The organism is Streptomyces pallidus (ex Mingjun et al. 2026) (assembly GCF_051550185.1).
GTDB lineage: Bacteria > Actinomycetota > Actinomycetes > Streptomycetales > Streptomycetaceae > Streptomyces.
Genome location: NZ_CP196181.1, coordinates 7,756,470 through 7,778,855, shown reverse-complemented (window position 1 = coordinate 7,778,855; position 22,386 = coordinate 7,756,470). Strand labels below are relative to the sequence as shown.

Here is a 22,386-nt window from a genome sequence, read left to right as displayed (position 1 = left end):
ATCCTGAACTCTTGGAGGTCTGCCGTGTCCCGCCGCGTCCCCATGCCGCCCCACCTGCTTGAGGCGTTCACCGCCGAGATGTCCGCAGCCCGCGCGCCTGGGCCGACGGCGGAGCGATGGCGGGCCGCCGAGCGGGCCCACATCCTGTCCCAGCCCTGGCCGTGGCCCCACACCCGCACCCACTGGGCAATGCTCCGCCTCGCCCTGCGCGACCACGACCTGCACGAGGCCCTCGGCCAGCTGGTGCGCCTGGTCGTGGCCGCTCCCGGCTCGGCGGCCGGGAAGTACCCGGACGGCAACACCGGCCGCACCCGCGCCGGACTCACCACCCCGATGCCAATCCCGGACGACCTCGCCACCCTGCTCCGCGAGGCCGGCGTCGCACTGCGACCGTAGAACCCGATCCATGCACGCCGCCCGCCCGGAAGCAAGCACTCACAACTGCGAGGGGGGCCTGGGACGTCGTGCCGTTGTCGAGTTCGAAGAGGCGGACCTCGCTGGTCGGCACGGTGAGAACGGCGTCGGTTTCAAGGACAGCTGGTCTCCTTGAGGGCGGGGTTGGCCTTTACCTGCCAGTCGGTCAGGTACTCCCGGCTGCCGGGGACAGTGTCGGTGTAGGCGAGGGGCGTGTCGGTCACCGCGACGGTGTGCGGGCTGAACCCGGCGCGGGCCGTCGCTCCGGTGCCGGCCTTCGGTCGGGGCGGGAGCTCGTTGCCGTCGGCCAGAGCCTTCTGCCCGGCCGGTGATGTCCCAGATACCTTCCCGGTGACGAAGTTTTCGACGTCCGAGGACAGCAGCCCGCCCCCTGCCGGCGGGGATGCTGTCGCCCTCGGACGACGCGCAGCAGCTCACATTGAGGGCACTGAGTCTGGGTGGACGGCTTCGTCTGACCGGCCGCCTGATGTAGCGGCATCTCGCTCCGTTTGGCAGCGTCACCTCACGGGGCCCACGACGCACTGGCCTGGAGAACGCATGAACCGCAAAATCGCCTGCACGACCACACTCGTCATGGCCACGGCCCTCCTCACCTCAGCTGGCTCGTGCGACCCAGGCGCCCCTGGGTCCTCCCAGGCTGTTCTAGATGCCGTCAACCAGAAACGGGAATCCGTCGGCTGCCCCAAGGTCAAGGGCGACGAGAAGCTGCGCATCGCCGCCGACAAGTACGTCGTAGACCTTCGCGACCACCCGGAAGTCCGCAACAAGCCTTGGCCCCACCCCGGCTCAGACGGCAGCACAGCCCCCTCACGCATTGCGGCCGCCGGTTTCGCACCAGCCACGCACATCGGCGAAATCGCCTTTGTTGACACCACCGCCAAAACGCAAGATCAGCATGTAGCGGACAGCATGACCTACTGGTGGGGTAGTCCTCCGCACCGCGCAGCCATCTCCAACTGCGCCTTCACCCGAGCCGGCGTTGCCCTCGTATACCCCAATAATCAGTGGTTCACCGTCGTAAGCTTCGGCAGGCTCCAAGGCGACTAGCCTGGTGCGAAAGTGCTGGTCACAGCCATTCGTTGATGACTGCGACCAGCACGGTCGCTTCGTAGCGGACCGCGAGTTTGTCGTACCCCTCGTAGCGACAGCCCGGTGGCGCTTGAGGCGGTTGATCCCGCACTCGACCGCGTGCCGCTGCTTGTAGTCGTCCTTGTCGAACTTCGGCGGCCGCCCGCCCCGCGATCCGCGCTTGAGCCGGTTGCGGACCCGGTCAGCAGGCACCGGAATCGTTGCCTCGATTCCGCGTCTGCGCAGGTAGGAGCGGTTGCTGCGGGAGTCGTACGCCTTGTCGGCACGGACACGGTCCGGGCGCTTGCGCGGCCTGCCCAGCCCGAGCCGCGGCACCCGGATCGCCTCCAGGACCGGCTCGAACTGCGGCGAGTCACCCCGCTGCCCGGCCGTGATCACCACCGACAAAGGCTTCTGCCCCTGCTCGACGGCGAGAGGGGTTCTGCCACCGTGCTGTTCGAGGCTGAGCTGGCCCTTGAGGGTGCCGATGACGGCCTCGATCCACTGGCGGACTCGGGCGGTCTTGCCGTGCCGGGCGGGCTCGTCCCTGCGGTCCGGCCGCACCAAGTGCACGCCGAGGCGTTCGGTGCAGAACCCTTCGAACTCCTTCCCGGCGAAGCCCTTGTCGGCCAGGATCACCTGCCCGGCCCGCACGAGGTGGCGGTCGCGTTCCAGCAGCGCGGCCATCACCTCCCGCTCGCCGATCTTCGGGCTGGCCAGGCACCAGGTGACGGGCATGCCCTCGGCCGTGGTGACCAGGTAGAGCCGGAAGCCCCAGAAGCACCGGGAGTGGCTGCAGCAGTAGCCGTATCCGCAGTGGCCGGCCAGGTCGGAGCGTTTGACGGTCTCGCGGGAGGCCGCGCAGGGCAGCGGGGTGGAGTCGATCAGCCGCAGGTCGTCGTTCCAGGTGGGCACCTGCCGGGCCACGGCCTCGATCACGTGGCTGATCAGAGGACCTGCGGCGTTCAGGCGCTTGTTGTAGGCGGACTGCTGGGGCAGGTAGCGGAAGAGGTGTCCCAGCCGGGCGTGCGCGAAGCGGATCCAGTGCCGGGCCGAGGGGAAACCGAGCAGGACCTGGGCCACCGCGAGGCACAGCAGTTCGGCGTCCGTCAGTTTCGGGGGTCGCCCAATCCGGCGACGGGGGGCCACATGGTCGTCGATGAACACGTACAGTGCGGCCAGAAGGGCGTCCAGGCTGGTAGTCACACACGAGCCAACGGGCGCCCTTCGCCATGGTCGCGGCCAGCACAAACATCGGACTCATTCATCTAGTCGTGCCCGGGGTCCGTCGTGGACGGTCAGCGCTCCGGCGAGGTCGAGGTCGGCGAAGGTGCCGTGCGCCCCGGCCCGGACGAGGAGCACCGCGCCGAGCGCGGTGCTCCAGAATGTCCTGGCCTCCGTGCCGAGCGGTCGGCGGGTCTGCCAGTCGCGGCTGTCGACGAGCTGGCCCACGAAGCGCTCGGACTGCCGGAACAGCAGTTGGAGATGCCGGTCGACCACGGGGGCGAGCTCTGGCTTGGAGATCGCCGCGGCGAGCGCTCGCGCGGCCGACGGGAGTGAGGGCATGGCCAGTACGGCGCGGGCGACATTGCGCCGGAAGGCCGCCGCGTTGGGGGCCTGCCGGCCGATGCGCTCGACTCTCCGGGCGTCGTGCAGCAGGCCGAGGAAGGCTGCGTGCACGAGCAGCGCGTCCTTGGACCCGAAGTGGTAGGTGACCTGGTTGGGGAAAACACCCGCCGCTTTCGCGATCTCCGCGACGCTCGGCTCGGCGCCGGGCCGCTCCCCGCAGAGCTGTGCGGTCACCTCGATCAGCAGGCGCCTTGTCGCGCGCCCCCGGTCGCGTGATCGGGTCGGCGTCGCCCCGGCTTCGGTTCGCTTCTTCTCCACACCTGAATTGTATGTGATACAACAAGACCTCGTTCGCTTGTATCGCATACAAGAAAGGTGAGAGGCATGCACCGGACCGAAGTCGTCGTGACCGGACTTGGCGCGATCACACCCCTAGGCAAGGACGTGGAGTCCACCTGGAACGCCCTGCTCGCTGGCGGGTCCGGCATCCGCGGCGGTGTCCTGCCCAGCCACCAGGACCTCGGCCTTCCCGACGTCGTCGCGGGGATGATGGCGGCCGACCCGGCCGATTCCCTGTCGCCGGTGCGGGCGAGGCGGCTCGACCGCTCGCAGCAGGCGGCCCTCGTCGCGGCGGCCGAGGCATGGGCCGACGCTGGTGCCCCACGGGTGGGCCCGGACCGGCTCGCGTCCGCGATCGGCACGGGCATCGGGGGCGTACACACGCTGCTGAGGGAGGACGACGTGCTGGAGGCGGCCGGAACACGGCGCGTCTCGCCCCGCACGGTCCCGATGCTCATGCCCAATGCGGCGGCGGCCCTGATCAGCATCGAGTACGGCGCGCAGGCCGGTGTCTACACACCCGTCTCGGCGTGCTCCTCCGGCGCCGAGGCGATCGCCCTGGGAGGCAGGCTCATCCGCGCGGGCGAGGCGGACGTGGTCATCGCGGGCGGGACCGAAGCCGCGATCACCCCGATCACCGTCGCCGGCTTCGTCCAGGCGCAGGCGCTGTCCCGGTACACCGCCGAACCCGCCTCGGCGTCCCGGCCGTTCGCCGCGGACCGCAGCGGATTCGTCCTCGGTGAGGGCGCGGCCGTCGTGGTGCTCGAAAGCGCCGAGCACGCCGCCGCCCGGGGCGCGCGCGTCCACGCGGTGCTCGCGGGCGCCGGCATAGCCGCCGACGCCCACCACATCACCGCGCCCGCCACCGACGGCTCCGGCCAGATCGCGGCCATGCGCAAGGCGCTCTCGCAAGCCGGCCTGGCCCCCGAGCAGATCGCCCACGTCAACGCCCACGCCACCGGAACCCAGGTCGGCGACGTCGCCGAGGCACGCGCGATCGGGAAGGTTTTCGGCTGCGCCACCGTGACCGCCCCCAAGGCGGCACTGGGCCATCTCTTCGGCGCGGCCGGCGCAATCGAGGCGCTCATCGCCGTCCTCAGCGTGGAGCACGGTATCGTCCCGCCGACTCGCAACCTCGCCACGTCCGGCATCGGCCCCGACATCGAGCTCGACGTCGTCACAGAGCGACGGGACGCCCCCCAGGAGGCCGTGCTCAGCAACTCCTTCGGCTTCGGCGGGCAGAACGTCTCGCTCGTCGTCACCGGTGCGCAGCACCCCGCCACTCGAACGGCCGCGACGACACCATGACCGCACGGACACCCCGACACCCGTCCATGATCCGCCGGACACGACCGAGTGACCTGAGTCAGAGATTCGTCGGGAGATCGGCGTCATCCCCGCCTGGCGGGGCATAGGCGCCTCCCGCCGCATGCACGACGTCCTCCTGGCCAGCCGAGCGGAGGTCCACACCACGCTGATAGCCAACCCCGCCGCCGGCGCCGGGAAGGCCATGCGACTCTACGAGGGCTGGGGGTACCACGAGACGGGTGTCGTCCAGCCATCACCCGCCTCCCCCTGGCTTGTGTGTATGGGCCGGTCAGTGCACGCCTGACAGCCAGCCACAACCTCCAGAACCTGGCCCGCACCGGGCTCGTCCGCCTGGTGGCCCGTGGAGGCGGGACTGAGGTGGAGCTGCCCGACCAGACCTTGGCAGGCCGCCGAAAGCCTTGCCCCGGGCGCGCGAGGGCGGACCGCCGAGCCCGCTGTACGGGCAGTCGCCGCCGGCTACATCACCGACTGGTGGGCCACCGAACGCGTCGAAACCCCGAGAAGCGATGGAAGGGGGGGCGAACTACACCTGGCTGTGGGACAGTTCGTGATGCCGCGTCACTGGTTGCCGCGAGAAGGGCACGATATGGCTGGGGAATCGGAAGGCGACTGGCTGACAGCGCGCCAAGTGAGCACTTTGTGGCCGGGCGTCGGTGCTCGCTCGGTGTATGTAAATGCGCTGGCCCATGGAGTGCGGGTCCGTACGGACAGCTGGATGACCACCACCGGGTCCGCCAGTAAGACGTGGTATCACGCCGACGACGTGCGCCGAGTGGCCCCGCAGATAGCAGCCCAGCCACCGCTCAAGGGGCCGTCCCCGCTACCGTGCTGTCTACTGCTGATCATTGTGGCAGCGGTACCAGTCGTCTGGCTGGCGCTGGCCATACGAGACACAGTTTCTCCCTAACTTGATCTTCAACCTGTGCGGCGGGGTCGTGGGGTCGTCGACTTCGCCTTCTGGGACGTTGCAGTGCCCGTCTTGGGGGGTGTGTGGACGTCATGACGTGGGATGGGTCGCGAGTTCTTGCGCCCTGGGGGACGTCCAGGTCCGGGGCCGGTGGGTTTCGGTATTTGGGCTGGGAAGGCGGTGTTGGGGCGGATGTGCCGAAAGTCGCGACGGACTCGAGCCGGGGTGAGGCGGTCGGACGGGGTGGGTTTCTCCCATGGACGGTGACGGTCGGCTGCCAGTGGCCGGGCCAGTCGCAGCTGGGTATAGGCCGCCAGGATCAGCCAGGTCCAGCGGTCCGCCGCCTCGGGTGTGCGGAGCTGCGGGCAGGTCCAGCCGAGGGTCTGTTTGAACAGGCGGAAGGTGTGCTCGATGTCGAAGCGTCGCAGGTAGGCCTGCCAGAGCCGGTCGACGCCGGCGGGGTCGGCGCCGGTGCCGGACCACCACAGCCAGACCGGCTTGGGGGTGGCTCCGCTGGGCAGGTGGTCGATGTCCAGGCGGATCACCGTTCCCTCGACGATCGGGAGGGTGCCGTCGGCTGCGGCCCAGGAAGAACGGTGGGTGGGCTTGGGGTGGAGCCGGTCCCACGGGCGTGCTCGGGCGGTGCCGTAGAGGCGGGTGTCGGTGACGGTTGCGGTGTCCGGGGTGCCCCAGGTGTCGGGCTGCCCGAACACGAACTCGCCGCCGTGCCGCGGCGGACGGCCCATGGTGTGAGGCTGCCGCGGGGGTGCGGGCCGGCGCAGGACCCGGTCCGACCGCATCCGGGCCAGAACCTGGACCGGCAGGTCCCGCAGGAGGTGGGCCAGGCGTGGTGCGTCGTATCCGGCATCCGCGATGATGAGGACGTCCGGGTCGCCGGCCTGCCACTTCCCGGCAGCGATCAGCCGCTCGATGAGTTCGCGCAGCTGCCGGGCGGTGACGGTGGCGGTGTCGTCCGCGAGTGCCAGACGCAGCGCGTCCAGCGGGTTGCCGCGGCTGCGGGCCGTCCGCCGTGCCCGCCCGGGGGCCCGCAGCCGCCGCATAGTGGTCCGCTGCGTCCTGGGCGACGCGTGGTGGGTAACTCGCGGTGGAAGGTGGGGCATTCGCCGGTCCAGGCTCGTATCAGGTCCTGGATGGCGTCGAGGACTCGGTAGAAGGTCAGGCCGGGCGCCTCGAAGATGCGGATCCCGTCGAGGACCTGGCCGAAGGGAGTCGACCGCCGCGGACGCCGCTCCGCAGATCGTCCTCACCTTCGGCCCGAAGTAACCGAAGGAGAAGCTCAACCCGGCCGCCCGGCTTCGGCTTCGGCTTCGGCTTCGGCTTCGGCTTCGGCCAGGGATTCCCCGACGGTCCGCTCGCGCGGGTCCTGGAGCACGGCATAGAGCTCCAGGGCCCGCCGCAGAGCCCGCCGGGCGTGCGCGGGGCGGCCCCAGGCCTGGAGGCAGATGCCCAGCTGGTGCAGGGCGTGCGCGGTTCCGGCGCGCATGCCCGTGCGTTCGTGGAGGCCGATGGCCGTCCGGTAGCACGCCTCGGCCCGGCCGTGGTCCCCCATGTCCCGGTGCGCGGTGGCGATCAGCGTCCAGGTCGAGGCCTGGAACCACAACGAGGCGTGCGTGCGGTGGAGTTCCTCCGCCCGCTCCAAAGGGGCGACGGCCTGATGGGGCCGGCCGAGCGCGAGCAGTACCTCGCCGAGGCCGGTGAGGGCCACGCCCATTTCCCAGGTGTCGCCCGTGCCCGCGGAGAGCTCCATCGCGCGGGCGATACGGGCGTCGGCTTCCGTGTCGCGCCCTTGCCGTACGCAGGACATCGCGTACGCGACCAGCGCCGTGATCTCCCCGACCGCGTCGCCCGCCGCTGCGAACCGCTCGACGGCCTGCCTGTAGTGCCCGCCGGCCCGCACGTGGTCCCGCAGCCCGGTCCGGGCCGCGGCGAGCACGCTTTCGGCGCAGGCCACCGCGCGCGGCCCGGCGCCTTCCGCGGCCTTCCGGGCCACGGTTCCGACGCTCAGCAGGTCACCGTGGTGGTGGCGCAGGTACAGGTAGGGCCACAGGGCGTACGGCAACCGCCAGGCCACCGGGCTCCCGGCCGTGTGCGCGGCCTCGACGCACGCCTTCAGGTTCGCCCTCTCGCCCTCGCACCACTCCAGCGCCTCCGTCAGCGAGGCGAACCGCAGCGGCACGCACCCGTCGGGCGCGTCCGCGGTGTCCACGCGGTGTCGCGCCCGGCCCAGCAGCACGTCCGCCACCGATTCGGCCGCGTGCGCGTACCAGGCGAGGCCCCGGGCGGTGCCGGCCTCCAGCTCCTCCCGGGGTTCGTCCGCCCGGGCGCATTCGCGGGCGTAGTCGCGTACCAGGTCGTGCATCCGGAAGCGGCCGGGCCGCACCTCCATCACCAGGTTCGCGGCGCGCAGTTCGCCGAGGAGCCGACCGGTTGCCGCGGCAGGCTCCCCCACGACGGCGGCCGCGGCCGCCACGCCCGTCTCGGCGCCCGGATGCAGGGCGAGCAGCCGGAACGCCCGCGCCTGGTCGGCGGGGAGCGCCCGGTAGGACCAGGCGAAGACCGACCGCACCGCGGTGTTCTCTCCCGGCACTGTCAGGAGGTCCAGCCGTGCACCTGCGGTGTCCGGCCGCCCGGCCAGTGCGGCGGTGAACGGGTCACCCCACTCGATGACGTGCTCGGCGGCGATCATCATGGCGAGGGGCAGGCATCCGCAGTACCGCGCGACGGCCGACAGCGCGGCGTCCGAGGTGTCCGTCGCGTCGGGGACATCCGGGACGTCCGTGGCGTGCGGAACGTCCGTGGTGGCCCCGGCCCGCGGTGCGGCCGGCAGCACGGTCCGCCGGCCGAGCGCACTCCGCAGGAACCCCACGGCCTCGTCGACCGGCAGCGGCTCCAGGCCGACCCTCAGGGCGCCGTGCCGTACGCTCAGGGCGGTCAACCGCCGCCGGCTGGTGACGATGGTCAGGCTGTCGCCGACGGCCGGCAGCAGTGGTGCCACCTGGGCGGCACCGGCGGCGTCGTCGAGCACCACGATCACCCGGCGCTGCGCGAGCACGCTGCGGACGAGGGCCATCCGCTCGGCGGGCTCCACCGGGACGGTCTGCGGCGGCCGCCCCAGGGCGTGGAGCAGACCTGACGCCACCTCCTCCGGCGCCGCCCGGTTCCCGGACGGCCCGTGTGCGCCCAGATCGGCGAAGAGCGTCCCGTCCGGCCAGGACGGGGCCAGGCCCGTGGCGAGCGCGACGGCGAACGTCGTCTTGCCGACGCCCCCCATCCCGTCGACCGCTATCACGGCGGGCCCGCCGTGCCCGTCGAGGAAGGCCCGGACCCGGCCGGTCTCCGCCTCCCGGCCCCACATCCGCCCCACGGCGGGCAACTGGGCGGGTACCGGGTTCCCGCTGCGGGACTCGTCCGGTGCGGGTGGGGCTGCCGCGTCACCGGAGTGCTGGGACAGGAGCCGGTCGTGTACGAGCCGGGCCAGTTCGTCGCCCGAGCCCATGGCCCGGTCGCAGCGCTCGGCGAGTTCGAGCGTGAGGGGACGCAGGCCGTTCTCGACCCGGCTCAGGTAGCTCTTGCTGTAGTGGACCTGCCCGGACAGCCGGTCCAGCGACCAGCCGCGCCGGACGCGCAGCGCACGGAGATGCCCGCCGCCCTCGAACGGACGCGCCATTCACTTTCCTTCCGAACCACTACCGGTCGTTGCCAAGGACGGTCGGCAACGACCGGCAACGCTCCACGAGGTCTCCCGGTGCGTCAACGGCCTTACGGTCGTGATGTGCCGGATCAGGACACGGGGGCCTGTCCGGCACACCTCCCTTGCCACCCTTCGGAACGGCTTCATTCAGCCTCAGGAGCGATCATGACCTTAGCCATCCTCCGCCGCTCGGCGCTCGCCGCCACCGCCCTCGCGCTGGCCGGTGCCGCCCTGACCGCCGGTACGGCCAACGCCGCCCCGGCGCCGGCCGCGTCGGGCTACTGCCACGTGTCGGGGCTCGGCGGCGACTACATCTGCGAGTACGGGGAGTCCTGGCACACCTACCCCAACGGGCAGCGGCAGGTGTTCATCATCGGCACGGACTTCGCGATCTGGACCCGCTGGAACGACTCCAACGGCAACTGGAGCGGCTGGCTGTCGATGGGCGGCAGGGCCGCCAGCGGGGTGCGGGTCGACGGGAACAAGACCTGGAACCCGACCATCTCGCACGTCGGCACGGACGGGGACCGCTGGTACCGCCACCGTCTGAGCAGCGGCTCCTGGACCAACTGGCAGAAGTGAGCGCGGCCGGTCCCGCTCGGCGGCCCCTACGGCAGCGTCCGTAGGGGCCCGCCCCCGTGTGCGGGGCCCGTCGTACCGGCCTCCCGCCGCGGCGTCCAGGCCGGCCCGGGCATGCGTGCGTATCCGGCCGGGCACGGTGCGGCAACCATGGCCGAAGATCAACTACGCGGTCCGGGGACCCGCAGCCGACTCCCTCACCTGTTCGAGGTACGTCGTCGTGCGAACGCGTGACTGCGTTTGCGGCGCACCTGCGCGCGTAGGGGCTGGAAGGCGGCGCATCCGACGGCGTACGGCGAGAGGCGGTGATCGTAAGCTTCGCACGGTGCGCACGACGGTCCGGACCGCCGCTTCGTTGGCAGCCGCGATGATCCGGCTGCTCCTGGGGTCCGTTTCGTTGCGAGGCCCCCGCTCCGGGCAAGGCACGGACGCCACCGGCGGCGGGCCCACGAGTTGCGCAGGGCAGAGTGCACCGTCCGGCGTCGTATGCGCGTGAGGTTCCGTACCGAGTGTGTCGCCGGATCCCTGGCGGGCTCGCCTGCCGGGGCCGCGGGCGCCGTGGCCGGGAGCAGCGGTCCGGACGCCCGCGCGGAGTACCTGTGTCGGCCGTCCGGTTCCGGTTCACGCCTCGCTGCATCAAGCCAGCCTTAAGAGATCGTTAAGTCGAAGGCCACACGAGAAAACCGCAGCTCAGAGGCGTGCAAGGAGTGACGTGTGACGTTGCCATGACGGTTGCCCCTCCGTAATACTCACTGCCTCGGGTGACATTGCGTCACTTTTGAGAGCGCTCTCGTACCCCTCCTGTCATTCTTCACGGTTCGCCCGGCCTGGCGCCCCTCCTCCTCCCCCACCCAGACAAGGAACCATGCCCATGGCTGCTGCTCATCGCGCACGTCGCCGCTCTCTCGGCGGAGTGGTGCTCCTCGTGACCACCGCCCTGGTCGCGGCGGTGCTCATGTCCTTCAGCCGTTCGGTCACCCCGCCCGCCGGTGCCGCGGTTGTCGCGCAGACATGGTCCGACGAGTTCGACGGCGCGGCCGGTCGCGCACCTGACGCCGCCAAGTGGACGCTCGAGACCGGCGGTTCGGGCTTCGGCAACCACGAGCTGCAGTACTACACCAACAGCACCTCGAACGCAGCGCTCGACGGCCAGGGCAACCTCGTCATCACCGCGCGGAAGAACACCGACGCCGACCTCGGCTGCTGGTACGGGCCGTGCCAGTACACCTCGGCCCGGCTGAACACCGCCAAAACCTTCACCCAGGCGTACGGCCGCTTCGAGGCACGCATCAAAATCCCGCGCGGCCAGGGCATCTGGCCCGCCTTCTGGATGCTCGGCAACGACCTCGGCAGCGTGGGCTGGCCCGGCAGCGGCGAGATCGACATCATGGAGAACATCGGCCGCGAACCCAGCACCGTGCACGGTACGGTGCACGGCCCCGGCTACTCCGGAGCGGGCGGCCTCAGCACCGCGTACAACCTGCCCGACGGCCGCGCCTTCGCCGACGACTTCCACGTGTTCGCCGTCGACTGGAGCCCGAACTCCCTCGTCTGGTCGGTGGACGGCACCACGTACAAGACCCTCACGCCGGCCGACACCGGCGGCAACAAGTGGGTCTTCGACCACCCGTTCTTCGTCATCCTCAACCTGGCGGTCGGTGGGGACTGGCCCGGCACCCCGGACGCCTCCACGTCCTTCCCGCAGACGATGACCGTCGACTACGTCCGCGCATCCTCCGCCGGCGCCCCCGCCGCACGCCCGATCCGTGGCATCGGCGGCATGTGCGTCGACGTCGCCGGCGGCTCCGACGCCGACCGCACCCCCATCCAACTGCACGACTGCACCGGCAGCGCGGCCCAGCAGTGGACCATCGGGGGCGACGGCACCGTCCGCGCCCTCGGTAAATGCCTGGACGTCGCGGGCGGCTCCACCGCCGACGGCGCCGTCGTCCAGCTCTACACCTGCAACGGCACCAACGCCCAGAAGTGGACGTACACCGCCGCCCGTGACCTCACCAACACCGGTGCGGACAAGTGCCTGGACGCCAAGGGCAACTCCTCCGCCGACGGGACCCGGTTGCAGACCTGGACCTGCACCGGCGCCGCCAACCAGAAATGGACGGTCGGCTGACCCACCAGCCCCGCCGCCCTCCCTTCCCCCTGTCCCTGCGTCCGACCGCTCCCCGCCCGACCTCACGAAGAACGGACCCCCACCGTGACGGCTCGCCACCAACGAACCATGCCCCGTAGAAATCTCCTCGCCGTGACAGCGGGCCTGGCCCTGGCCGCGCCCGCCGCGGCCACCTGGCTCGAGATGAGCGCCAACGCGACCACCACCACCACGCTCCCCCTGGACCTGGTGAACACCACCGGCAACCACACGGTGTACGCCTATGTGCTCGGCCGTGACCCCGCGGCCGGCGGCACCTGGGCCCTCATCCAGGCCAACGGCTCCAGCCTGTACCACCCGCCGGCTCCGGCCAACGATCAGACCCCCCTCGGGGTCGACTGTGCCATCCGGCTCAACGCCTCCGGCGCCGGAGCGCGGAGGGTGACGCTGCCGCGCCTGGACAGCGGCCGTATCTACTTCTCCGTCGGCACGAAGCTCACCTTCCTGGTGAACCGCGGCGGCGGCCTGGCACTGCCGTCGGTGAGCAACCCCACCGACCCCAACGCGAACGTCGCTCACGACTTCTGCGAATTCACCTTCAACAGCGACCAGTTGTACGCCAACATCACGTTCGTCGACATGGTCTCGCTGCCGATCGCCTTCCGACTGGAGACCGGCCAAGGCACCCAGACGGTGCGCGGGCTGCCCGCCGACGGACTGTCCCGGGTCGCCGCGGCGCTGCGGGCCCAGTCCGCCGCCGACGGCAGCGACTGGAGCCAGCTGATCGTCACCGCGGGCGGCCGCGACGTGCGCGTACTCAGCCCCAACCTGGCGATCCGCGGCAACAACGCCTTGTTCCGAGGCTACTTCGACGGCTACGTAGACGAGGTGTGGAACAAGTACCGCTCCACCGACCTGCGTATCGACACCCAGTTCACCTGGGGAACCGTTACCGGCCGGGTGAACGGCGATGTCCTCGCCTTCCCCGGAGCCGGCAGCTTCGCCAAGCCGTCCACCCTTTCCATCTTCTCCTGCAGCGACGCGCCCTTCACCACGGGCAACGACCTGATGGGCAATCTCAGCGCACGGCTCGCCGCCGCCTTCAACCGCACCACCCTGCTGGACAACCCCCACCAGCCGACCGCCGAGGAGCCCGCCGCCTTCTACACCCGGCCGCGCACCAACCACTACGCCCGCATCCTGCACACGACCACCCCCGACCATCTCGGGTACGCCTTCCCGTACGACGACGTGCACCCGGCCGGAGTCGACTTCGAGGGCAAGGTGCAGTCCGACACCCCCGGCCGCTGGACCATCACGGTCGGCGGTGTGGCCGGCGGCGGCACACCGGCCCCGACGCCGACCGCCACCGCCCCGGGCGGCGGGGTCAGCGCCTTCACCACCATCCAGGCCGAGGCGTTCAATGCCCAGTCCGGAGCACAGGTCGAGGCCTGCTCCGACGGCGGCAGCGGATCCGACGTCGGCCATCTGTCCAACGGCGACTGGCTCAAGTTCTCGGCCGTCGCCTTCGGCTCCACCGGCGCCACCCGCTTCGACGCCCGCGTCGCTTCAGGGGCCGCCGGCGGAGTCAGCGGCCTGGTCCAGGTCCGCCTCGACAGTCCCACAGCCACCCCGGTCGGCGGCTTCGCCGTCGCCAACACCGGCGGCTGGCAGGCCTGGCGCACCGTCCCCGCCGACATCCGCCGCACCACCGGAACCCACGACGTCTATCTGACCTTCGACAGCAGCCAGTCCTCCGACTTCGTCAACATCAACTGGTTCTCCTTCGCCTAGTAGTGCTGTGACCGGGAAGGAAATACGAGTCGCCTCGGGCGAGGTTGGCCGCAGTGGCCTGGGGGCCTTTCCGGTGAGGGCGAGGTCGTACAGGCGGGCGATGCCGCGCATGGCGTGGTGGACGTCGTCGCCGTTGAGGCGGCAGTCGCGGAGGATCTCGCAGAGAGCGGAGCGGGTCCGTTGAGAGTGCGTGTCAGCGAGGGATCTCCTGTCCTGCTTCGGTGAGGGTCAGTGTGAGGCACCCCAGCCACGCACCGGATTGCGGGTACTCCCAGTTCTCGGCGTTCGCCAGGACGGCGGGAAGGTCCTGCCTCGGGATGGGAGGACCGGGCTGCTCACCGAGAGAGCCATTCGGCGTCGACCAGGGAACGAGTCGGCACACTTCGATCCATCCTCTGTCGACGAGGGGAAGGAGGATCGGGACGAGAGCCGAGGCAGGCCCTGAGACCAGCGGCTCGGCGAGGTCGCCCCAGACACCGGGGAGGATGTCGATCTCGGTGGCATTGATCATGAAGGCGCGTTCGGCGGAGGACAGTTGGTCTGTCGCGGGATAAATCACGTGCAGAGTGTCGCAGCTCAGGAAAACGGCCGGCGAGAGTCCTCGGCGGCTTTCTGAAGAAGTGGTCACACGGACGAGATGATCTCGATCCTGACTGGTGTGATCACAGCGTCGGAGTCGTCCTGGACAGCCCCGTTCTCCGGGCTGAGTCCGAGAGCCTTCGGGAAGCTGGTGACGGTACTGCGTCGCGCAGGTGCGGACGCAGTACGCGAGGGCCGACCATGGGGCCTCTCATTGGAAGACCGGGCCTTGCTGGACATCGCGTACCGGCGAACGAACCTGACCTGGTCGGCCGGCCGCTCACCGGAGAAGAACCGCAACGACTGCACGGCGTGGGAGGAGTCCGGCGCCAAGGCCGCCGTCGGCAAGACCCTCACGATCGCCGACGGCGGATATCCGGGAACCGGACTGGTCATCCCGCACCGCCGCAAGCGCGGCCAGAGCGAACTCCCGGACTGGAAAGAGGAGCACAACAAATCCCACAAGCAGGTCCGGGCCCGAGTCGAGCACGTCTTCGCCCGCATGAAGGCCTGGTGCTCGGCATCGGACGGATGTGCAACAGGGCGGTCTGCGCCGCCCGGGTGACCGGCTCCAGAGCCTCCTGGAGCGTGCCCGGGACCTCACGGACGAGATCCCCGGCCCGCCAGGCCTGCACCGGCCCCTCGATGCCGGCCGCCCCCTCCAACAGCACACCGCCCCGCCCTCCAGCCGGATCCGGGTCAGAGGTGCCACCATGCCTCCTCCGTCGGTCGCGCGCTCACCCGGGATCACAGCCAGCATCCGACACGGCCACCCACGCCACGACACAGAGTGGGCCATACGAAGAACACGTCACCACCCCACTCGAACCCGCATTTCCGGCCGCGCGGCCAGGGACGCCGAGTTCTCCGATCTGCACCCGGACCAGGTGGCCGCGCTCGCTGGCGCGGGGATCTACCGGCCCCACTCGACCGGCACGTCCCCCTCGACCCGGGCCAACTATGGTTCCCCAGCTCCTCGTTCTTCTGCTCGCGCTGAACCTTTCCAGTGCCGGATGCGCGGTGGAGATCTTTTGGTGGGTCGCGATCGCGGTGCTGGTCCTGTGGCTGGTCGGCTTCGTTACCCTTCCCAGCGGCAGCAGCGGACCTGGTACCGCTGGTAGCTCGTCAGGCTTCGTGCGGTGTGCAGGTGACCCCGCCCCCATGTGGGGCGGGGCCACCTGCGCATAGGCACTCCGCCGGACGGCCGGTCCGCCGTCCCGTGACGGGGACGTGACGGACGGGGCCCGCGTCAGAACGCGTAGAGCGCGTTGCCGTTCAGGCCCGCGGACATCGCGCACCCGTTGGAGAACGTGTGCTTCCACGCGAGGCGGCTGCCACGCCAGACGCCGTCGGCCGTGATGGTGACCGGGTCGTAGTGCAGCGGGCAGGCCCGGTGCGGAGTCTGCGTGGCCACGAGGCGGTTGAGTTCGCCGTCGGTGGCGTTGAGGGCGTCGCACGCCGCCCGCGGGTCGGGGTGTGTGCCCTCGGCGGTGTAGGCGCAGTTGAGGACCGTCGCCCGCAGGACGGTGCCCGTGCCCGCGTCGTCCCCCTGAGTGATGGTGAGGACCACGGCGGACGGGGCGTACAGGCTCGCGGGCGCCGCCTCGGCCGCGCCCGTGGCACCGGCGAGGCAGAGGAGTGCGGCGGCGGAGACTGCGGCTAAGCGGGGGCGCATGACAACACTCGCTTTCGATTCGAAGGTGTATGGGGCCGTCACATCTGTGATGTGGCGGTGGACTTACTCGACCCTGACAGGTGCGAAGGCGGCCCGCACACCGACGGTCGACTTACGGACAGGTGGTGCGGATTCCGGATGAACCCGGCTTCGCACAGCTCCCGCCGGGTGCGGGCGCGGCCGGCCCGCCCGACCGCGCTTCCCTCCGGCGTCCCCGCGCTGGTGGCGGCCGGGCCCGGTGCACGGGAGGGCCCACCAGGGTGACCGGTTCGATGCGGTGGGCCGGGGTCCGAAGTCGCCGGAAGACCCAGCCGGCCGCTAGCCGCGGCGGTGGCGGGCCGCCTTGCCTGGGCCGGGTCCGACCCAGGTGCTACCCGTGCGTAGTGCACGCCGAGCTGGTGACAAACGCGACTGTTGCCGGGTCGCCACGCCGTGACACCTTGGACCGCGTCACCGACCGAGGGAGCAGGTGTGAACAAGGGGCACGCGGCGTTCTGCGACGCCGACCGCTGGTTCTACGACGCGCCGTACCGGCGGGTCGGCGAGTGCTTCCCGGCCGCCCTGGCCCCCGTACCCGAGGGGTGGACCTCGCACCGCAGCGGCGACTGGCTCGCACTGCGCCCCCTCGGCCTCCGACTACCCTCCCAAGGCTGGAAGATCCACGTCTCGGCCGGTCTGGGCAACGCGGAGGCGGTCCTCGACAAGGTCCACGCCTACTGCGTGGAGCGGGGCATCGCCTTCAAGTTCGTGCCCAGCCAGTACCTGCTCCACCTGCGCAACGCCAAGTACGCGGACCGTTCGGCGAGCGGGAAGTTCCTCACCGTCTACCCCGCGGACACGGACGCCTGCCGGCGCATTGCCGAGGACCTCGACGCCCTGCTGGCCGGTGAGCCCGGCCCGTACGTCCTCAGCGACTTGCGCTGGAACGACGGCCCGGTCCACCTGCGCTACGGCAGCTTCACCCTGCGGCACTGCTACGACGACGCCGGCGAGCTGGTCCCGGCGGTCGAGGCGCCCGACGGTCGCCTGGTGCCGGACGCGAGGGGACCGGTGTTCCAGCCGCCCGCCTGGGTCCAACTCCCCGACTTTATGCGCCCCCACCTGGAACGCCGCTCGGCCGTCACACTGGAGGGCGTCCCGTACACCGTGGAGCGGGCCCTGCACTTCTCCAACGGCGGCGGGGTCTACGCGGGGCGCGACACCCGTACCGGCGAGCCGGTCGTCCTCAAGGAGGGCCGCCCGTTCGCCGGGCTCGCCGCCGACGGGGCCGACGCCGTCACGCGGCTGCACCGGGAGCGCCGGGCCCTGGAACAGCTCGACGGGCTGGACTGCGTCCCCTCCGTCCGCGGCACCTTCACCGTCGGCGACCACCGCTTGCACGAGGGGGAGCACCTCGCCGTCGTCGGACCGAGCGGCATCGGCAAGTCCACCCTGGCCGCGCTCCTGGCCGGGCCTGCCACCCGACCGGGGCACCGTGCTGCTGGCCGGTGCCCCGGCCGGCCGCCGTCCCGCCCGGGGCCCGGACCCCCGGCGGACCCTGCTGCCGCAGCAGGCCTACGTCTTCACGGGCTCCGTCCGGGAGAACCTCGGCCACCTGTCCCCGGGGCCGGTGCCGGAAGAGCGGCTGGAACGCGCCCTGTCCGCCCTCGGCGTGGACGGGCTGGTGGACCGGCTGGGAGGCCCGGACGCGCCGGTCGATCCGTCCCGGCTGTCCCAGGGCGAGCGCCAGCAGCTGGCCCTCGCGGCGGCGTACCTCTCCCCCGCGCCGCTGCTGCTGCTCGACGAGGCCACCTGCCACCTCGACCCGGAGGCCGAGGAGCGCGCCGAACGGGCGCTCGCCCGACGCCCGGGAACCCTCGTCGTGGTGGCCCACCGCATCTCCTCGGCGGCCCGCGCCGACCGGGTCCTCGTCCTCGACGGCACCCGCGCGGTCCACGGCACGCACGCCGACCTCCCGGCCCGCTCGCCCCTCTACCGCGATCTCGTGGGAGGGTGGGACGCGCAGGGGTGAACGGGCCGGTGCCCTTGGCCCCGACGCCTCAGACCCAGCCGGCCTGCCGGGAGATCCGGATCGCGTCTATCCGGTTGCGGGCGCCGGCCTTGCGCTTCACGGCGGCCATGTAGTTGGGCACCGTGCCGCTGGCGAGGTGCAGGGCGTACGCGATCTCCGCGACGGAGTCGCCCTCGGCGGCCCGGGCCAGCACGCTCAGTTCGCGCGGGCTCAGCGGCACGTCGCCGGCGTCGAGGAGGGCCGACGCCAGGGAGGCGTCGACGAACCGCTCCCCGGCGGCGACCTTGCGCACCGCCCGGACCAGCCGACCGGGCGACCCGTCCTTGTCCACGTAGCCGCGGGCCTCGGCCCGGACGCCCCGCCGCAGCGAGCCGGGCGCCCCCGGCGTAGCCAGCATCAGCAGCGCAGGCGGCAGCTCGGGCAGTGGACCGGCGGAGCCGGTAGCGGTGCCGGCCTCGAGGGCGGCCGACGCGCCCGGACAGTCGAGGTCGACGACCGTCACGTCCGGGCGTAAGGACCCACCCCGCCGCGCACAGGTCCGCCAGCTGTCACAGCTGACGTCGAAGCCGCCTTCGGATCTCAGCAGAGCGGCGAGGGCCGACCTCACGATGCTGACGCTGTGTAGGACCAGGACCTTGGTCATCCGGGCTCTCCTCAGGAGGTGATCACTGGGCACCAAGCGGGTGCCCAAATCCGCCGCGGAGGAACGTCGCATCCCGCCCCGTCCGAGCGCCCGTGGCCAAACGCCGCTCTGTGCCGGTGCCTCCCTCTGAGCCACCGCCTGCGCGCCACGCTCCACAGCTACACCCGCGACGTCGCGAGACACGCGCGGCCACGCCGAACCGGTGGGGCCGATTCCGCTCGGGTACTGAATCCATGTCACCAGCCTCGACGACATGGTCCGCAACCTCACCGCCGCCGACTCCACAGAACGCCCGACCAGCAAACTCGGCAGCTACCTACGGCCGGCCGTCCCTGTTCTGGACGAGGTCGGCTACCAGCCCTCGCGCGCACCGAGGCGAATGTGGTCTTCCAAGTCATCTCAAAGCGATACGAAAAGGGCTCGATCATCCTGACCTCGAACAAGACCTTCAGCGACTGGGGACAGGTGTTCGGCGACGAGGTCCTGGCCACCGCCATCCTCGACCGCCTCTACCATCATTGCGGAGGCCGACGATGCAGCCTGCCGCAGCGGCCTGCATCTACCTGGGCGGCCGCTGACTACGGGCGGCGGCCGAGCGGGCATTGCGAACCGCCGACGTGCCTCTGAGGACCGCGAACTCGTGCGGCCCCTGGACGAGTCGGCATGAGCCGGTGTCCTGATCGACAAGGATTGGCCAGTGTCCGCCGACTCGGACCGGACGCCCTTCCTCGTCCTTTGCGGTGGGGTGCCAGGTGAAGCCGAACATGCCTGTGACAGCCGGAGTCGCCCACAGGCCGAGCTCAAAGGCCCACTCATCCCAGCGCTCGGTCAAGCCACGCCCGAACTCCTCCGCAAGGCGCGTGGCCTCACCCTCCTCCAAAGGGCCCCTCCTACGGCGTTCAATCCCACAGGCAGACCCTACGAGAAGGGTCCGATCTGGGATGCTGGGGAGACGGCCGACGCGAGCACACGAGCGACACGATCCCCGACGAGTTGTGGGAGCTGTTCCAGCGGGTGGTGCCGCCGACGGAGGTGATGCGCCCGCAAGGCGGCGGACCCGGCGGGCAGGCCTCTCCGCGTCCAAGACCAACGCCTCTGACAGAGCGAGCGTAGTTCGTCGACCAGCGTGCCTGGCGGACGCCTCGTCGGCGCGGCTACGCGGTGAGCGGAAGGGGCCCGAGTGGGGTCGCGCAGGGTACCGGGCCGTCCGGGCCGCCTCCACCGCCGCAGCCGAGGTGTAGAGGGTGAGGGCCCCTCCGCCGTGGACCAGCTTGGCCGCCGCCCAGTGGAACGGGTTCGCCCGCCCCTCCGCCGCCGCGTGGTCGTTCACCAGCCGCTCCACCCGGGCCAGGAGTGCGGGGGCGAGCCTCCTGCGTAGTCGGCCGTGCGTCTCCTGCTGCTGCGGGGCGTACAGGTTGAACGGCAGGTACAGGGTGGCGTCGTCCGGCCGTGCTCCGTCGCAACCGAGACCGGAGCCGGTGACGCGGACGATTCCACCGGTCCCGGTGATCGCGATACTTGCCACGACCGAACCCAGTGCGGCCCGTCTGACGCTTCTCACTCCGAGCGAGCACCTGTCGGCAAGCCATGGGAGGGCAGTTCGCACGATCAGCCTTCCTCCGGCTTGACGGGGTGTCGTATGCGGAAGGGAGCGAAAAGGAGAGGTGGAACGGGCGCGCGCTCGTCCCGGATCGGGCGGGGCGCGGCGAAGGCTCCCGGCGGGGCTCCGACCAACCGCCGAGGACCCCCATCTGTACAAACGTACGCGCCACACGCCCGACTGACCGATCGATCAGCACGCCTGGCCGCTCCTCCACTGTCCGGGGGATTGCCCTACCCGCCACCCGGCGGTTGGCAGGATCGCCGAGCGCCGCTTTCGCGGAAATGCTGGTACGGGCCGGGGAGCTGTCCCCGGCGAAGCGATCCAGCGGCCGCCAGCGCTTTCCGGAAGGCCGCTCCAGTGCAGGGGAGATGGTGGCACGTGCGTGATCAGACGGAGGAGCGGTTCCGCCCCTCGGGACGGCGGCGGAGGCTACGGCGCAAAGTTGTGCCGGGAGCGGCCGCAGTGGTCGTGGGCGTGTTCCTGGCGGCCGCCGCAGTACCGCCTGCCGCGGCAGCGCCTACCGCCGACCGGGACGGCAGCCTGCAGCAGGCTCTGAACGCACTCGTGCGCTCGGACGGCATGCCCGCCGCCCTGGCCAGTGTCTCGGACGGCAAGGGGCGCACCCGTACCTACGCCGCGGGCGTCGGCGACATCGCCACCGGTTCCGTGGCCCCCCGCGACGGTCAGGTCCGCATCGGCAGCAACACCAAGACGTTCACGGCCGTGGTCGTGCTGCAACTCGTCGCCGAGGGCAAGGTGAAGCTCGACGACCACGTCGATGCCTACCTGCCGGGTCTCGTGCACGGGGACGGCATCGACGGTGGCCGCATCACCGTCCGCCAACTCCTCCAGCACACCAGCGGGCTCCCCAACTACGTCGACTACCTGAGCGACGACATCCGTCACTACGAGCCCCGCGAACTCCTCGACCTCGCCCTCCGGCACAAGGCCGACTTCGAACCCGGGGAGGGCTGGAAGTACAGCAACACCAACTACCTGGTCGCCGGACTCCTCGTGCAGGAGGTCACCGGACGCCCCCTCGCCGTGGAGATCGACCAACGCGTCATCCGGCGTGCTGGGCTGCGTCACACCTACTTCCCCGCCCCCGGTGAGTTGCTGATCCGCGAGCGCCACCCCAAGGGCTACCACCGGGATTCCGCGGGCGCGCCCTTCGTCGACGCCACCGAATGGGACCCCTCCTGGGCCTGGGCGGCGGGGCAACTGGTGTCCACCAACTCCGACCTCAACCGCTTCTACTCCGAGCTCCTGGGCGGCCGCCTCGTTGCGAAGCCACAGCTCGAACAGATGCGCACCACGATCCGCGCCGGCCACCCCTTCGCCGACGGCGCCCGCTACGGCCTCGGCCTGGTCAGCACACCGCTCTCCTGCAACGACGAGGTGTACTGGGGGCACGGCGGCAGCATGACGGGTTACGAGACCCGGGGCGGCGTCACCGAGGACGGCCACGCCGTCCACGTCGCCGTCACCACGCAGCCGGGGAAGGCGACGCAGAAGCACATGGAGGAGCTCGTGAACGAGGCCCTTTGCTCCACCGCACGACCGGGCAACGGCAAGGACAACGGCCCATCACAGTGATGGCTGTGGTCTGCCGTAGCCGAAGGTCACCCTCGGACGGCGGCTTGCCCACTCCGGCCGGTTCCGCCGCCGGTGGAGCTTCAGGGCCAAACGGCTGAGCAGGCATGTTGATCGCTGGTGGGTGCCGCAGTTCCTCATAGACGTCTCCGGCCAGACGGCCTGGGCGACAACGACGGCAGCACGGCGTGAGGACGATGTCTCGGACCGCGGCAGCGCTGGTGGGCGCGGTAGTACTGGCCATGACCGGCGCGGGCACTGCGCAGGCGGACGGACTGCTCGGCGACCTGCTGTCGCCGTTGGTGTGCGGCCTGCAGAACAACGTGGTGGGCAACGACAACCAGATCAGTCAGTCCAAGACATGTGATCAGACCGCGTCACCGGCTCCGGGTAACGGCGGTGGAGGCGGCGTGACGGGCACGCAGCAGTACGCATCCGCT

At 71.0% G+C, this 22,386-nt stretch carries 14 protein-coding genes and 6 pseudogenes; 12 read left to right on the top strand and 8 right to left on the bottom strand.

All coding sequences use genetic code 11. The annotated features are described in order from the left end of the window. Positions 1-24 precede the first annotated feature (24 nt). Together ACSHWO_RS34895 and ACSHWO_RS34890 are read left to right on the top strand one after the other, a co-directional pair. The gene (locus ACSHWO_RS34895; protein ID WP_385849846.1) at positions 25-396 is read left to right on the top strand and encodes a DUF3703 domain-containing protein; all 372 of its coding nucleotides are present in this window, start codon (positions 25-27) and stop codon (positions 394-396) included. Positions 397-972: 576 nt separating this feature from the next. Further along, entirely contained in the window at positions 973-1,482 is a 510-nt protein-coding gene (locus tag ACSHWO_RS34890; protein ID WP_438318783.1) for a CAP domain-containing protein, read from the top strand. 162 nt (positions 1,483-1,644) lie between these two features. On the opposite strand, the pseudogene ACSHWO_RS34885 reads toward ACSHWO_RS34890, so the two are convergent. Together ACSHWO_RS34885 and ACSHWO_RS34880 are read right to left on the bottom strand one after the other, a co-directional pair. After that, positions 1,645-2,709 (bottom strand): annotated as a pseudogene (locus ACSHWO_RS34885) (IS982 family transposase); the annotation flags it as partial. A gap of 54 nt (positions 2,710-2,763) precedes the next feature. Next, complete coding sequence (locus ACSHWO_RS34880) at positions 2,764-3,390, bottom strand: TetR/AcrR family transcriptional regulator C-terminal domain-containing protein (RefSeq protein WP_438318780.1); 627 nt, start codon at positions 3,388-3,390, stop codon at positions 2,764-2,766. A 66-nt stretch (positions 3,391-3,456) separates the two neighbouring features. On the opposite strand from ACSHWO_RS34880, the gene ACSHWO_RS34875 reads away from it, so the two are divergent. Continuing rightward, positions 3,457-4,719, top strand: coding sequence for a beta-ketoacyl-[acyl-carrier-protein] synthase family protein (locus ACSHWO_RS34875; RefSeq protein WP_438318777.1), 1,263 nt, complete (start codon positions 3,457-3,459; stop codon positions 4,717-4,719). Positions 4,720-5,655: 936 nt separating this feature from the next. On the opposite strand, the pseudogene ACSHWO_RS34870 reads toward ACSHWO_RS34875, so the two are convergent. Together ACSHWO_RS34870 and ACSHWO_RS34865 are read right to left on the bottom strand one after the other, a co-directional pair. After that, a pseudogene (locus ACSHWO_RS34870) lies at positions 5,656-6,651 on the bottom strand (transposase); the annotation flags it as partial. Positions 6,652-6,944: 293 nt separating this feature from the next. Next, on the bottom strand, positions 6,945-9,335 hold the full coding sequence (locus ACSHWO_RS34865) for an ATP-binding protein (protein ID WP_438318774.1): 2,391 nt from the start codon (positions 9,333-9,335) through the stop codon (positions 6,945-6,947). 189 nt (positions 9,336-9,524) lie between these two features. Here ACSHWO_RS34865 and ACSHWO_RS34860 point away from each other — a divergent pair, with 189 nt between their 5' ends. The 3 genes from ACSHWO_RS34860 to ACSHWO_RS34850 all read left to right on the top strand — a co-directional run bounded on the left by ACSHWO_RS34860 (position 9,525) and on the right by ACSHWO_RS34850 (position 13,842). Further along, the gene (locus ACSHWO_RS34860; RefSeq protein ID WP_361101576.1) at positions 9,525-9,941 is read left to right on the top strand and encodes a hypothetical protein; all 417 of its coding nucleotides are present in this window, start codon (positions 9,525-9,527) and stop codon (positions 9,939-9,941) included. An 868-nt stretch (positions 9,942-10,809) separates the two neighbouring features. Then, positions 10,810-12,069 (top strand): family 16 glycosylhydrolase, encoded by a 1,260-nt coding sequence (locus ACSHWO_RS34855; RefSeq protein WP_438318771.1) that lies wholly within the window; start codon positions 10,810-10,812, stop codon positions 12,067-12,069. 108 nt (positions 12,070-12,177) lie between these two features. Beyond that, positions 12,178-13,842 (top strand): glycoside hydrolase family 64 protein, encoded by a 1,665-nt coding sequence (locus tag ACSHWO_RS34850; protein ID WP_438318768.1) that lies wholly within the window; start codon positions 12,178-12,180, stop codon positions 13,840-13,842. Between the two features lie 69 nt (positions 13,843-13,911). On the opposite strand, the pseudogene ACSHWO_RS34845 reads toward ACSHWO_RS34850, so the two are convergent. Further along, positions 13,912-14,001 (bottom strand): annotated as a pseudogene (locus ACSHWO_RS34845) (IS5/IS1182 family transposase); the annotation flags it as partial. Positions 14,002-14,035: 34 nt separating this feature from the next. Further along, entirely contained in the window at positions 14,036-14,470 is a 435-nt protein-coding gene (locus ACSHWO_RS34840; RefSeq protein ID WP_438318765.1) for a hypothetical protein, read from the bottom strand. 21 nt (positions 14,471-14,491) lie between these two features. On the opposite strand from ACSHWO_RS34840, the gene ACSHWO_RS34835 reads away from it, so the two are divergent. Both ACSHWO_RS34835 and ACSHWO_RS34830 read left to right on the top strand, forming a co-directional pair. After that, a complete protein-coding gene (locus ACSHWO_RS34835; RefSeq protein ID WP_438319344.1) occupies positions 14,492-14,986 on the top strand; it encodes a transposase in 495 nt (164 codons plus the stop codon). Between the two features lie 395 nt (positions 14,987-15,381). Further along, positions 15,382-15,542, top strand: a pseudogene (locus ACSHWO_RS34830) (hydrophobic protein). A 128-nt stretch (positions 15,543-15,670) separates the two neighbouring features. On the opposite strand, the gene ACSHWO_RS34825 reads toward ACSHWO_RS34830, so the two are convergent. Then, positions 15,671-16,096, bottom strand: coding sequence for a subtilase-type protease inhibitor (locus tag ACSHWO_RS34825; protein WP_361101588.1), 426 nt, complete (start codon positions 16,094-16,096; stop codon positions 15,671-15,673). A 471-nt stretch (positions 16,097-16,567) separates the two neighbouring features. Between ACSHWO_RS34825 and ACSHWO_RS34820 the strand changes: the two are divergent. Both ACSHWO_RS34820 and ACSHWO_RS34815 read left to right on the top strand, forming a co-directional pair. Further along, a pseudogene (locus ACSHWO_RS34820) lies at positions 16,568-17,491 on the top strand (class III lanthionine synthetase LanKC); the annotation flags it as partial. Positions 17,492-17,570: 79 nt separating this feature from the next. Then, positions 17,571-18,107: an ATP-binding cassette domain-containing protein gene (locus ACSHWO_RS34815; RefSeq protein WP_438318762.1), complete on the top strand. Its 537-nt coding sequence runs from the start codon at positions 17,571-17,573 to the stop codon at positions 18,105-18,107. A 28-nt stretch (positions 18,108-18,135) separates the two neighbouring features. On the opposite strand, the gene ACSHWO_RS34810 is transcribed toward ACSHWO_RS34815, so the two are convergent. Further along, positions 18,136-18,750 carry a response regulator transcription factor gene (locus tag ACSHWO_RS34810; protein ID WP_438318759.1) on the bottom strand — a complete coding sequence of 205 codons (615 nt, stop codon included), beginning with the start codon at positions 18,748-18,750 and terminating at the stop codon, positions 18,136-18,138. A gap of 229 nt (positions 18,751-18,979) precedes the next feature. On the opposite strand from ACSHWO_RS34810, the pseudogene ACSHWO_RS34805 reads away from it, so the two are divergent. Both ACSHWO_RS34805 and ACSHWO_RS34800 read left to right on the top strand, forming a co-directional pair. Then, positions 18,980-19,272 (top strand): annotated as a pseudogene (locus ACSHWO_RS34805) (ATP-binding protein); the annotation flags it as partial. A 1,459-nt stretch (positions 19,273-20,731) separates the two neighbouring features. Then, the gene (locus ACSHWO_RS34800; RefSeq protein WP_438318757.1) at positions 20,732-21,949 is read left to right on the top strand and encodes a serine hydrolase domain-containing protein; all 1,218 of its coding nucleotides are present in this window, start codon (positions 20,732-20,734) and stop codon (positions 21,947-21,949) included. Positions 21,950-22,386: the final 437 nt, after the last annotated feature.

Bases quoted from the DNA above. Each gene is read 5' to 3' on its own strand.
- ACSHWO_RS34890 (WP_438318783.1), top strand. From the start codon at position 973: ATGAACCGCAAAATCGCCTGCACGACCACACTCGTCATGGCCACGGCC.
- ACSHWO_RS34875 (WP_438318777.1), top strand. From the start codon at position 3,457: ATGCACCGGACCGAAGTCGTCGTGACCGGACTTGGCGCGATCACACCC.
- ACSHWO_RS34865 (WP_438318774.1), bottom strand. From the start codon at position 9,335: ATGGCGCGTCCGTTCGAGGGCGGCGGGCATCTCCGTGCGCTGCGCGTC.
- ACSHWO_RS34860 (WP_361101576.1), top strand. From the start codon at position 9,525: ATGACCTTAGCCATCCTCCGCCGCTCGGCGCTCGCCGCCACCGCCCTC.
- ACSHWO_RS34855 (WP_438318771.1), top strand. From the start codon at position 10,810: ATGGCTGCTGCTCATCGCGCACGTCGCCGCTCTCTCGGCGGAGTGGTG.
- ACSHWO_RS34850 (WP_438318768.1), top strand. From the start codon at position 12,178: ATGCCCCGTAGAAATCTCCTCGCCGTGACAGCGGGCCTGGCCCTGGCC.
- ACSHWO_RS34825 (WP_361101588.1), bottom strand. From the start codon at position 16,096: ATGCGCCCCCGCTTAGCCGCAGTCTCCGCCGCCGCACTCCTCTGCCTC.
- ACSHWO_RS34810 (WP_438318759.1), bottom strand. From the start codon at position 18,750: ATGACCAAGGTCCTGGTCCTACACAGCGTCAGCATCGTGAGGTCGGCC.